General features: G+C 42.8%; 9 protein-coding genes and 1 other RNA gene. 4 read left to right on the top strand and 6 right to left on the bottom strand.

The genetic code is table 11. From position 1 onward, the window contains the following. Positions 1-3: 3 nt before the first annotated feature. Positions 4-1,197 carry an amino acid kinase family protein gene (locus NHE_RS00250; RefSeq protein WP_051579484.1) on the top strand — a complete coding sequence of 398 codons (1,194 nt, stop codon included), beginning with the start codon at positions 4-6 and terminating at the stop codon, positions 1,195-1,197. 136 nt (positions 1,198-1,333) lie between these two features. Beyond that, on the top strand, positions 1,334-2,725 hold the full coding sequence (fumC, locus tag NHE_RS00245; RefSeq protein ID WP_038558723.1) for a class II fumarate hydratase: 1,392 nt from the start codon (positions 1,334-1,336) through the stop codon (positions 2,723-2,725). On the opposite strand, the gene ffs is transcribed toward fumC, so the two are convergent. The 5 genes from ffs to NHE_RS00225 all read right to left on the bottom strand — a co-directional run bounded on the left by ffs (position 2,720) and on the right by NHE_RS00225 (position 6,797). Continuing rightward, an RNA gene (gene ffs / locus NHE_RS04235) (signal recognition particle sRNA small type) lies at positions 2,720-2,814 on the bottom strand. The two genes, fumC and ffs, sit on opposite strands and share 6 nt — an antisense overlap. A 31-nt stretch (positions 2,815-2,845) precedes the next feature. Then, the gene (locus NHE_RS00240) at positions 2,846-3,421 is read right to left on the bottom strand and encodes a BON domain-containing protein (protein ID WP_038560329.1); all 576 of its coding nucleotides are present in this window, start codon (positions 3,419-3,421) and stop codon (positions 2,846-2,848) included. Positions 3,422-3,546: 125 nt separating this feature from the next. Beyond that, the gene (gene nuoH / locus NHE_RS00235) at positions 3,547-4,557 is read right to left on the bottom strand and encodes an NADH-quinone oxidoreductase subunit NuoH (RefSeq protein WP_038558720.1); all 1,011 of its coding nucleotides are present in this window, start codon (positions 4,555-4,557) and stop codon (positions 3,547-3,549) included. Beyond that, positions 4,535-6,577, bottom strand: coding sequence for an NADH-quinone oxidoreductase subunit NuoG (nuoG, locus tag NHE_RS00230; RefSeq protein WP_038558717.1), 2,043 nt, complete (start codon positions 6,575-6,577; stop codon positions 4,535-4,537). Before nuoG ends, nuoH begins: the two co-directional genes overlap by 23 nt. 4 nt (positions 6,578-6,581) lie before the next feature. After that, entirely contained in the window at positions 6,582-6,797 is a 216-nt protein-coding gene (locus NHE_RS00225) for a hypothetical protein (RefSeq protein ID WP_038558714.1), read from the bottom strand. Between the two features lie 288 nt (positions 6,798-7,085). Between NHE_RS00225 and NHE_RS00220 the strand changes: the two genes are divergently transcribed. Further along, positions 7,086-9,611 (top strand): hypothetical protein, encoded by a 2,526-nt coding sequence (locus tag NHE_RS00220; protein WP_038558711.1) that lies wholly within the window; start codon positions 7,086-7,088, stop codon positions 9,609-9,611. 236 nt (positions 9,612-9,847) lie between these two features. Continuing rightward, a complete protein-coding gene (locus NHE_RS00215; RefSeq protein ID WP_156927326.1) occupies positions 9,848-10,561 on the top strand; it encodes a Bax inhibitor-1/YccA family protein in 714 nt (237 codons plus the stop codon). An 88-nt stretch (positions 10,562-10,649) separates the two neighbouring features. Here NHE_RS00215 and argS read toward each other — a convergent pair whose 3' ends face one another. Further along, on the bottom strand, positions 10,650-12,362 hold the full coding sequence (gene argS / locus NHE_RS00210; RefSeq protein WP_038558708.1) for an arginine--tRNA ligase: 1,713 nt from the start codon (positions 12,360-12,362) through the stop codon (positions 10,650-10,652). Positions 12,363-12,369: the final 7 nt, after the last annotated feature.

Here is a 12,369-nt window from a genome sequence, read left to right as displayed (position 1 = left end):
ACTGTGCCTATTTCACAAGAAGGTGCCCTTAAGGTCAAGGTACAAAAATTCGGGGGCTCTTCACTGAGCTCCCTGAAGCATATAAGGAGGTGTGTATCAATAGTTGAGCGTGCCGTGTCCGAAGGATTCTCAGTTGTCGTGGTTGTATCCGCTATGGGAAGTTACACTGATTCCCTAGTTGACTATATTGAGGCTTTCGATGTTCAAGATAATGATTCCTCAGATGTCGTGCTTTCAGCTGGCGAGCAGGTCTCCTGTGGACTTTTTACACTGGCACTCGGGGAGATAGGAATCAAAGCGATATCCTTGATGGGATGGCAGCTACCAATAGAAACAGATGGATTCCATTCAAAAGCGAGAATAAGGAGTGTTTGTGTTGAGAAAATACTAGATTACATAAACCAAAAGTATGTAGTGGTAGTAGCTGGTTTCCAGGGTGTGTATCTTGGTAGATTGACGACACTTGGTCGTGGCGGCTCAGATATTACTGCTACTGCCTTGGCAAAATCCCTCAATGCAATCAGCTGCGAGATCTATACAGACGTCGAAGGTGTATTTTCTACGGACCCTAGGGCACATGCTAAAGAAGCCGAACATCTTCCACAAATCGGATATTCACAGCTGTTGGAAATGTCGCTGAAGGAAAAAGTGTTACATAGTAGGGCCCTTGATATCGCACGGAAAGGTGTAAGTAATATACTTATCAAATCCAGTTTTGAACCAAGCACGTCTGTACAAACAAAGATCGTAGATAACATCGAAGAACTACAAATTTTTGGCCTGACCTTCAGCGAAGAAAGAGTTATGATCGACGCTGAGAAACAGTGCTTATTAACATTTCTGGAACAATCCTTAATAGAAGTTGAATCCATTTCCGTAATAGGGAGCAATGCTTCAGCGATTCTTGAGGTCTCTGAGTACAGAAAAATAGATCTACCAGCTGGATTCAAGTGCACCCCCAACCTAACACTCATTACGATTGTTGGTTCTTCTTTTCTGACGGAATTCGAGAATTTAAACAAGGTTCTTGGTGTGCTTGAATCGGCTGATGTAAAGTATCTCATCACAACCGAGATCAAGATTGTGATCGGCCTTCCAGATGAGAGTTTTGTTCACGTAAAAAAAAATATCATAAATACACTTAGACAAATATCCTATTCGAACACTGAATTTACTCAAATCGAGAATGTATCATAAATGCTTTACTAAACTTGTATAGGCTCTCACATCATAAGTGATTGGCCCTTGCCTATATACCAAAATTAAAGGAGCTCTATTTGAGGATCGCTAAAGGAGGGATTATAATACCGTGTGTACATCTTCACTAGCGCCAATGGACTACAGAATTGAAAAGGACTCAATAGGGGAAATAAATGTACCGAAAAAGAGTTACTGGGGAGCTCAGACGCAGCGATCTATAGAGAATTTTAAGATAGGTACGGAAAAGATTCCAATTGAGGTGATCAGAGCTATTGCTGTGATAAAACTGGCTGCAGCGCGTGTAAATGCAAATGAAGGTTTACTCAGAAAGGAATATTTACCGGTTATAGAGGAAGTATGTAATGAAATTATCTCTGAGAAATTAGATGATCAATTTCCACTCTCAGTCTGGCAAACTGGCTCAGGGACCCAAACAAACATGAATGTTAATGAAGTCATTGCAAACAGGGCAATAGAGAAACTCAATGGTGTATTAGGTAGTAAAAGCCCAATACATCCGAACGATCACATCAATATGTGCCAATCATCCAACGATACATTCCCTACAGCCATGCGTATTGCTGCTGTAAAGATGATTGGAGAATCGCTTATACCATCTCTATCATATCTTATGGATGTACTTTCGGAAAAAATAACAGACTTCGAAGGTATCATAAAAATCGGACGAACTCACATGCAGGATGCAACTCCTATCCCACTTGCACAGGAGTTTTCATGTTTCCGGGCCCAGCTTGCTAAGAGTAAAGAACGCCTTAATGAGAATCTAAATAGGTTATATGAAATACCACAAGGAGGCACGGCAGTAGGTACTGGTCTCAATACGAAGAAGGGATTCGATAAAAAGATAGTCGACGAGATTTCAAAAATCACAGGTGTATCTTTCTTTCCAGCCGGAAATAAGTGTGAGATGATTGCTGCACACGATGTACTAGTTGAGCTCAGCGGCAATTTGAATGTGTTAGCAACGTCGTTGATGAAAATAGGTAACGATATACGACTACTTGCTTCCGGTCCACGATGTGGCATAGGGGAGCTTACTCTGCCCGCAAATGAACCAGGGTCTTCTATAATGCCGGGCAAAGTCAATCCAACACAGTGTGAAGCTCTGACTATGGTATGTACACAAGTGATGGGGAATCATTTTACAGTCACAGTCGCTGGAGCAAGCGGACAGCTTCAGCTAAACACCTTCAAACCAGTGATAATATACAATGTGCTGCAATCAGCACGTTTATTAGCAGATAGTATGAAAAGCTTCGCTGAAAAGTGCGTCTGCGGTATAACTGCAAATAAGAAACAGATCCGCCTTATACTTGAAAGGTCACTGATGCTAGTAACCGCACTGAACAAACACATCGGATATGACAAGGCAGCTAGTATTGCTAAGCTAGCGTACTCAAAGGACTGCACTCTGAAAGAAGCAGCAGTAGAGTTAAAACTGATCTCAGGTGAGGAGTTCGATAAAATAGTTGACCCAGAAACCATGGTGGAGCCACGCAACTAAGCCGGAAGCCCAGCCTGGAATCTCAAGGCACGGCTGCTGTATTCCTACCCTGACCGGGTTCCCATGAAATTCCATCCGGGCTTAGCTGATTGTAACATCACTTTGCTGATAATGCACCCACTACATCTTCCGTATAGGACTGTTTTTAAGTCTAACATGGCTGACAACTTGCTTCACTCCGTCGACTCTTCTCACAATATCGTATACCTTTTTAAGCTCATCCTTGCTTTGTGCAATACCAAGAAGATAGACTGTACCGTCGTGGGTTTCGACAGTGTAATTGAACGATTTCACGGAACTTTTCAAAAGCATGGATAACTTTATCTGAGCAGTAATCCATGCAGATTTAGCAAAAGATTGCTCTCTTTTCTCAACCTGTAGCTCATTCATTACTTCCCTTACGCCTTCTTGGGTCCATATCACTTTACTGACTGCGATCCTATCCATAGAACTTGGGACGCTACCGGACACTAGGACTCTTCCCTCATTCACGGAAATCGTAATATTTTTACCAAAACCTTTGTTGGATAGAGCCCTGACAACTCTAAACCAGATCGCCTTATCATCGATGATTGCACCGATGCTCTTCTCCTGCGTTGAAGTCACTGCAAGGGTCGCAGCCGTAGTACCTATAAGAAGCGGTGTACAAGAGGACAAAGAAGATACTACTAATAGGAAACCAAAAAAAGTACGCATCCAGGACATACAAAATAAAAATCAAATAATAGCTTCTTATGACGGCCTTCCCATTAATGGAATCAGAAAACCTCTCCACCGAGTATGGGTATCACACTTGACCCCAAAAATAAAACAGGCAAGCACTAAATAAAACCGAAGGATACCAGTGCACCCACAATAAGAATCCAGAGAAAAGTCACCGGTAGAAAAATCTTCCAGCCCAGCCTCATGAGCTGATCATAACGATAGCGCGGAAGCGTCGCCCTCACTATTATGAACCAGAACAGCACAAAGGAAACCTTGGCTATAAACCAAACGAACCCAGGAATGAATGAGAAGAAGTAGGAGTCAATTGGAGGATACCAACCACCCAGAAACAATACAGTCATTATGCTGCTGCTAAGTATCATGTTTGCGTACTCCCCTAGGAAAAACAACGCGAATGGTATGGAAGAATACTCAACATTATATCCAGAGACCAACTCAGCTTCAGCTTCCGGCAGATCAAACGGATGCCTATTTGTCTCCGCCAGAATCGAGACAAAAAAGATAAAGGCCATCGGAAGCATTAAGATGTCCACCCAATAAGGCAGATTATGTTTGGCAATCACTATTTCAGCTAAGTTGAGAGAACCAGCAAGAAGAATGACACTTATGATGACTGGTGCAATAACTATTTCATATGAGATCATCTGCGATGCTGACCTCAGAGCTCCAAGAAAGGAGTAAGTAGATTTACTTGACCAACCAGCAATAATTATTCCATATACTTCGAGGGCAGCGATGGCAAGCAAGTACATCACACCGAGATTAATGTCCGCTATGACTGTGGGGACTTCGACTCCAGCGACTTCTGAGGTACCGAGTGGTATCACAGCCCAACCAACTAATGCTAGGACAAACACAATCACCGGTGCAAGGAGAAACAATTTAGCACCAGCAGCTCTTGGAATGACTATCTCCTTGAGCAGCACCTTCATGGCATCAGCGATTGGCTGCAATAGCCCGAATGGACCAACTAGATCCGGACCTATACGTAGTTGCGTCGCAGCGATTACTTTTCGCTCTGCGTACGTGAGATACGCCACAGAGAGTATCACTGCCAGCGCGAGTAAGATTATATGTAGTAACTTAACAATTATTAGCAAAAGCATCGAATTCTTCTCTACATTTAGCCATAGTACTGGAAGCTCTACTTATCGGATCTGTCATATAAAAACTTATTCTCCTCAAAGTGATTTTATCGCTTGAAAATACAGAATCACCACTGAACCTATAGGGAGTAACACTGTTCTTCACAGCAGATCCTATATGCCCAAACTGGGGACCCAATTTTCTTAATTTTTCTCTGATTTCAGGAAGGCCGGCTTTACTGAATGGAACACCAAGTCTCTGTGCTAGGTCCGCTATTATTTCTCTATCATCTTTCGCTTCACCAGGAGGAAAGATCGCTCTAAAGGCAAGCTGTGCTCTACCTTCAGTATTGACGTATATTGCGTCCTTCTCCACATAAGAACATCCTGGAAGAATCGCATCTGCCCTACCTGCACCTCTATCACCATGATGTCCTTGATATATAACAAAGGCATCCTCTGGTATGCTGTCAACGCACTCATCAGCACCGAGGAGATACACCACCTTGGTATCCCCACATAAAACCGAACTCAAGCCACCTTGATGGTGGAAACCTATATCCAGCGCTCCAACAGTACCGGAGTGCCGCTGCAAGACGGAAAAGTTATTACAGTCATCGCGAATGAAAGAAAATTGTTCAGCAATCGAACGCAGCAAGAATAGAACGTAACTAGCATCTGGGCGAGCCAGCATATCCGGACCAATTATCATCATCGGATTCATGGACTTTCCGACTAAACTCAGAAAGTCTTCGTGTTTTCCCTCTTTTATGTCCACCAGCGTAGACACCGAATCACCTAGGTCATGAACATCAAAGGTATGCTTAACATCACCGCAGCCGAGACCAATCACCTTATAATCACCAGCTAACCATCTCTTTCTTAATCTTGCATTGATGAGTGGAGCGTCCACTCTGAGATTCGCGCCCACCAGGAAACACAAGTCTGATTTTTCTATTCCAGAAATAGTGGAATTAAAGGTATACAAACTCCGATCAGAGACGGGATAAGTAGCGCCATCCTGCCTACACTCAAGCTTGGAAACACCAAGTTTATCCATCATTCTTTTCAGGAGAAAAGCTGATTCAACATCAATCAGATTCCCAGCAATAGCCGCGATCTCTTCACGGCTCACGATATCAATCCGCTTAACAATCTCGGAAAGAGCTCTATCCCATGTACATTCCTCGAGTTTTCCATTAACTCTGATGTAGCATCTATCCAATCGCTGCACCCTGAGACCATCATAGGAAAATCGCGCTTTATCAGAGAGCCATTCTTCATTTATCTCCTCATTTAATCTTGGCAATATACGCATCACGGATTGCCCTCTGACATCCACTCTGATATTGCTACCAACAGCATCAAGCACGTCTACGCTGTCAATCTTATTGAGTTCCCACGAGCGCGCAGTGAATGCATATGGCTTAGAGGTGAGTGCTCCAACAGGACAGAGATCGATGATGTTACCTGATATTTCCGATGAAATGGCTTTCTTGATATAAGTACTTATTTCAGCATCGCCACCCCTTCCGGTCATGCCTAACTCGTCCACACCAGCGACGTCAGAGAGAAAACGGACGCATCTACTACAGAGTATGCACCGATTCATTTCCGTGGCAATCAAGGGCCCGAAATCCTTTCTGGACACCGCCCTCTTCTGGTAGGGGAAACGACTCACACCCTTACCATAGAGCATCGCTTGATCCTGGAGATCACACTCACCACCCTGATCACATATGGGACAATCAAGCGGATGGTTTGCAAGAAGGAATTCCATTACTCCTTCCCTAGCTTCTCTGATTTTAGGTGTATCAGTGTGAACCACCATACCATCAGCAACAGGCATGGCACAAGATGCAATCGGCTTTGGAGGACCACCTTCGATTTCAACCAAGCACATCCTGCAATTTCCAGCGATTTTTAGACGTTCATGATAGCAAAACCTCGGGATCTCGACACCCGCCATCTGGCAGACCTGGATAACACTATATCCAGGCTCCACAGACAGCTTTTTGCCGTTGATAGTAACGCTTATCATAGAATCAGATACTATCCCACCTTACTGGCATCCCACTGGATGAATCACCATCCTCTACAGGATCTCCATTCTCATACTCCGCACCCATGTAAGAAATATTCTTCCCCTTGGAGTGTCTGTGAATATACATAGAGGGCTGCACCGGTTTCCCGTTGTAAGTTTTTGTGGCTTTCGAACCCTTTTGTCTACCTGGGTTTGTTTTACTTGCTACTTTAGCCATATACAAAACCTCTCTAACATGATTGTGAAAGTAACGTACTAAGTTTTACTATAGAAAAGCTTACGCTGACCACACCCGTCCAGTGTAACATTCTGATCGGAATCTGCAAGGTTTTACCTCAATTGACTTACATCGCGAAGGAGAATCCATTTACATCCGTAAACTAGAAGCCTGGAAGTATTAATTTCTAGGATCCTGCTAGTGGCTTTTATGAAGAAATATAGAATTACAAGATTTTATTAGTAATAATATGCTACCATTAGAATAATCTAATTATTCACTTATAACATGCCCACAGTTCAAGGGACCCCACTGATCAAGCTTCCAGGCGGATTCCAAAGGAAAGACAAGTCAAAAGAAAGCAATTCAAGTAGTAACGAATCCTTGTCTTCAAATAAATCTGAAGGAACACTAAGATCTATAAACTCTAGTCTATCTGACGGAGATACAGATTCGACACACTCAAAGAGTGACCTCAAAAAGAGAAAGAGTGGTTCTCCAGCTACAAGTCTCATCAAATCCTTCTTCGGCAGTCTTAGAAACGCGCTCAAAGCTACAAAGGAGCCAGAAAAGGGGCTAGAAATTTCTTCACCAACAGACGTGGTAATGCATCAAGTTGTAGTCAATGGACGCCCTATTACAAGTAAGCATCTAGAAAAATACGTCAATGGCACAGTAAAAGACGTGGAAATGGCGGAATTTTTTTCAGGAAACAAAAATTCAGCGCATCATTCTGCCACTGAAGAAAACGTTGCGTCCAAGACTTCTATAGAGAACAACACATCAACAAAAGATTCAGCAGTGGATATTGACGTGGTAGTACAGAGCAATAGCGTCAATATATCAAGAGAGCTATTAACGGCAAGTGCATCACCAGATGCCCTAAATGACGAAAATATTCTTTCCTCGCTGAGAACAGATTATATTGATGCCACTCGAACAAATACTAGTGAATCCACGAATCTCGCTCTTGATCACTCAGATCCTATCAGTAGCGTAGATAAAGAGCCCCATAAAGATACCAAACGTAACAGTACTATACATGGAATATACGAAGATGTAGATGGCATTACTAATCAGATATGCCCAGACAATTTTCTATCAGAACAGACAGTGCCAAGCAACAGTAATAATGAAGAACAAATTTATGACGAACCCTGGGATAAAAAACCTCTGCATTATATACTAAATACCCGTGAACAAGTAGTGTACCACCCGGTTTTCAGAACTGATCATCCCGCAATGGAGAAGTCCGGTAAGGCTATTCCAATCTATGCGCAAGTTAATAGGACGCATGCAACAACTCAAGTGAATAGCGCTAAAGGTATTACTCCATCGAGTGCTACAGCTCCAACTATCACGCAGAACAACATCAGGGGGATAACTCAGACAGATATCAACGGAACAGTACCAAAACCAACTCCTAGAAAACGTTTCCTGGAAAGCAGCAATTCTACGCAAATAAGTCCTAACTCTTCTAGTTCCGCTAGCCCTGTCGTTAAGAAGCGCAATATCAATAAAGAGCGCAATATCAATAAAGACGAACAAAGAGTAGTGGCACCCTCTAGAAAAGGGAATAGTGTTCTGAGTTCAACGGAAAAGGATATCGGCAGCCAGGCAGAATCGTGCTCGACAAGATCACACGGAGATTTAACCGAAATGAGAAAAGCTCTCAGCAGGGAACCTTCTCCTACAAGATCACACGGAGATTTAACCGAAATGAGAAAAGCTCTCAGCAGGGAACCTTCTCCTACAAGATCACACGGAGATTTAACCGAAATGAGAAAAGCTCTCAGCAGGGAACCTTCTCCTACAAGATCACACGGAGATTTAACCGAAATGAGAAAAGCTCTCAGCAGGGAACCTTCTCCTACAAGATCACACGGAGATTTAACCGAAATGAGAAAAGCTCTCAGCAGGGAACCTTCTCCTACAAGATCACACGGAGATTTAACCGAAATGAGAAAAGCTCTCAGCAGGGAACCTTCTCCTACAAGATCACACGGAGATTTAACCGAAATGAGAAAAGCTCTCAGCAGGGAACCTTCTCCTACAAGATCACACGGAGATTTAACCGAAATGAGAAAAGCTCTCAGCAGGGAACCTTCTCCTACAAGATCACACGGAGATTTAACCGAAATGAGAAAAGCTCTCAGCAGGGAACCTTCTCCTACAAGATCACACGGAGATTTAACCGAAATGAGAAAAGCTCTCAGCAGGGAACCTTCTCCTACAAGATCACACGGAGATTTAACCGAAATGAGAAAAGCTCTCAGCAGGGAACCTTCTCCTACAAGATCACACGGAGATTTAACCGAAATGAGAAAAGCTCTCAGCAGGGAACCTTCTCCTACAAGATCACACGGAGATTTAACCGAAATGAGAAAAGCTCTCAGCAGGGAACCTTCTCCTACAAGATCACACGGAGATTTAACCGAAATGAGAAAAGCTCTCAGCAGGGAACCTTCTCCTACAAGATCACACGGAGATTTAACCGAAATGAGAAAAGCTCTCAGCAGGGAACCTTCTCCTACAAGATCACACGGAGATTTAACCGAAATGAGAAAAGCTCTCAGCAGGGAACCTTCTCCTACAAGATCACACGGAGATTTAACCGAAATGAGAAAAGCTCTCAGCAGGGAACAAAGTCCAACAAAAATATCTTGGGACTCAGAAAAATTCGGGGAACTATTGAGCCATCCGCGTGTGATAGCAGATCTAAGAAAGTCTAAAATGAGCAGTCTCTCTGATGCGCAAAACCCTCTCGCAGCGCAAAGGAACCTTAGAAATCAAGACTCACCACGGTCATTATAGCAGTTTATCGTTTATCAAGCCTCGTTTCATGAGGCTTGATAGCATCAGGAATGAAAAATAAACTGGTGCACTCCTCCAGCTTTCACTGGAGGATGCTTCTTACTTTCCTCAGAAGTCAAAATATGTACAGAATTTGTTAACAGCAAGTAGAAGGTTCACTCTCGAAAATAAAGGGGTGTAATAACACACTCAGTTGTTGTACAATTACATTTGTTTATCTAGGAAGTTGTGCTTATATGAGTTTTATAAATCGTTATTCCTCTACCTTTGCGGAATCGACTTCTCAGAGCGAGGGTCTTCGCTCATATATGGTAAAGGTTTTCAACTATATGGCCATTGCTTTAGGCATCACTGGCGTTACTGCGTACCTTGTCTCGACTTCTCCTAGTATGCTATCGCTATTGTATCAGACTCCCCTTCAGTGGGTAGTTATGTTCGCACCCATTGTTTTCGTCTTCATCTTTAGTGCGAAGGTGTCAAGTATGACCTCTGATAGTGCTAAGTTACTTTTCTGGGGATTTTCGGTGCTTATGGGACTCTCGTTATCTTGGATATTTGTCGCATACACGGGCACTAGCGTTTCAAGGGTTTTCTTTATTTCAGCTTCGATGTTTGGGGCGATGGCACTTTTTGGAAACAATACAAAGGCCGATCTTACAGCTATGGGCTCTTTTCTGATAATGGGGGTAGTCGGTATTCTGATCGCTTCTATAGTGAACATTTTTCTACAAAGCGCTGCTGTGTACTTTGCGGTATCTTTTCTTGGCGTGATAATCTTCACAGGACTCACTGCTTATGATGTACAGCGCATCAAAGATTCATATTACTTGGCAAGCAACGCTGGTGAATCGGCACTCTCCAAGGTTGCTATACTGGGTGCACTCACTTTATATTTTGATTTCATCAATATTTTCATCAGTCTTCTGAACTTAATGGGTGAGCGGAAGTAATACAGTGGCATCTGGACCCCGCTTGTGCTGTTCTTGTGCTCCATTTCTCTCCAGAGGTGGAGCTGAGTTCCCTTTGTCGGGTATTTCCTTACATGCTTTCAGCTGGTTGTATTTTCAGCACTCCGAGCACTGATGCTATGGTGTTCTTCACTGCACTCACCAAGAATAGTCTCGAATTGGTAAGACTTGGGTTCTCTTCTACAATGAACCTAAGTTGCTTATCCTTCATCCCAGCATTCCATAAGGCATGGAATTTCTCTGCGACTTCCTGCAGATAGAAAGTCAGCTTGTGTACATCCCCTGAGCCAACAATACTTTTGAACAATGACGGCAACTTGCTCAGTACCTTCATTAGTTCGAGTTCGTACCCACTTTGCATTAGAGAAACATTACACTCACCGGACATTTTATGCTTCGTCAGAAGCGATGCACAACGAGCATGCGCATATTGGACATAAAATAATGGATTGTCATATGAAGTATTGACAAATCTATCCAAATCAAAATCCAAGACAACCTCACTGCTCTTGGTCAACATAGCGAATCTTATCTCGTTTACTGTTATACCACTTTCAAGTACATCCTCGATTGTAATGAGATTACCATTCCTCTTAGAGAGCTTTACCGGTTTACCATTCCTAAACAGATTCACAAGATTATACAGCTTAACATAAATGCTTGCAGTGTTCTTAGATAAAGCCTCTACTATACCAGAAAGCCTTTTTACATACCCAGCATGGTCAGCTCCTAACCCAACTATCATATTCATAAAACCTCTCTGGATTTTGTGAAAGTGATAAGCTATATCCGACGCAAAATATGTCCAGCTTCCATCAGCTTTTTTTAACGCTCTATTCTCATCATCCCCAAAGTGTTTAGAAAGGAAAACTAATTGCTTTCTTTCTACCCAATCCGCCACCTTACCTTTTGGAGCCGGAAGCTCCTCTTCCTTTATACAGCCACGCTCAGCCAAAATGCTTATAGCACTCTCGATATAGCCGTCCTTATGCAAATCCTGCTCCCTAACATAACAATCATAACTGATATTCAGCTTTTCCAGATCTACCCTGATCATCTTCATCATCAGATCCAGCACTATTTCCTTAAAAGATTCTATGAACTCATCTAAATTCAACTTCCCATAATCCACCCCAGGACAAACGAGTTGTAACTCCGCTGCTATCTCTTTTATGTAATCACCAGCATAACAGCCAGCAGGAAAATTCTCCACGGACTTTCCTGTCACTTGTTCAGTACAGCGTATGAAAACCGACAAAAGAAGCAAATCTATCTGCTTTCCCGCATCATTGATATAGTACTCACGTGTCACAGAGAAATTAAACTTGCTGAGCAATTCTGCAAACACATCAAAGATGATTGCCCCTCTAACATGACCTAGGTGTAACGGCCCTGTAGGGTTTGCGGAAACAAATTCAAGATTAACTGGAGTATTACAGCCAATATTTGAAAAACCATAATTTGAGCCTTGCTGGTTCACGGATCTCAGAAAATCTTCCCAAACCAGAGGGTTCAAAACGATATTTATAAATCCACCTGAAGCAACAGCAACTACCTTGATCAAATTCCCTCTTTCTTCAAGAGCTATGGCAATACGCTGAGCCAGCTCTTCAAGAGGCATAATCAATTCTTTCGCGAGAAAGAACACGACATTCGTAGAAAAATCCCCATGTTCCCTTTTCTTCGCTGGAACCCAAAAAGAAAGCCTAGGATCAAGAACAAACCCGAAAGTTGAACTCACAAGCTCAGCCAAAAGAAGATCCAGTCTTGATATCAAGTCCATAAAAAGG

The organism is Neorickettsia helminthoeca str. Oregon (assembly GCF_000632985.1).
Classification (GTDB): domain Bacteria; phylum Pseudomonadota; class Alphaproteobacteria; order Rickettsiales; family Anaplasmataceae; genus Neorickettsia; species Neorickettsia helminthoeca.
Note: the sequence above shows the minus strand (reverse complement) of the source record. Positions and strands in the feature narration are given on the sequence as shown.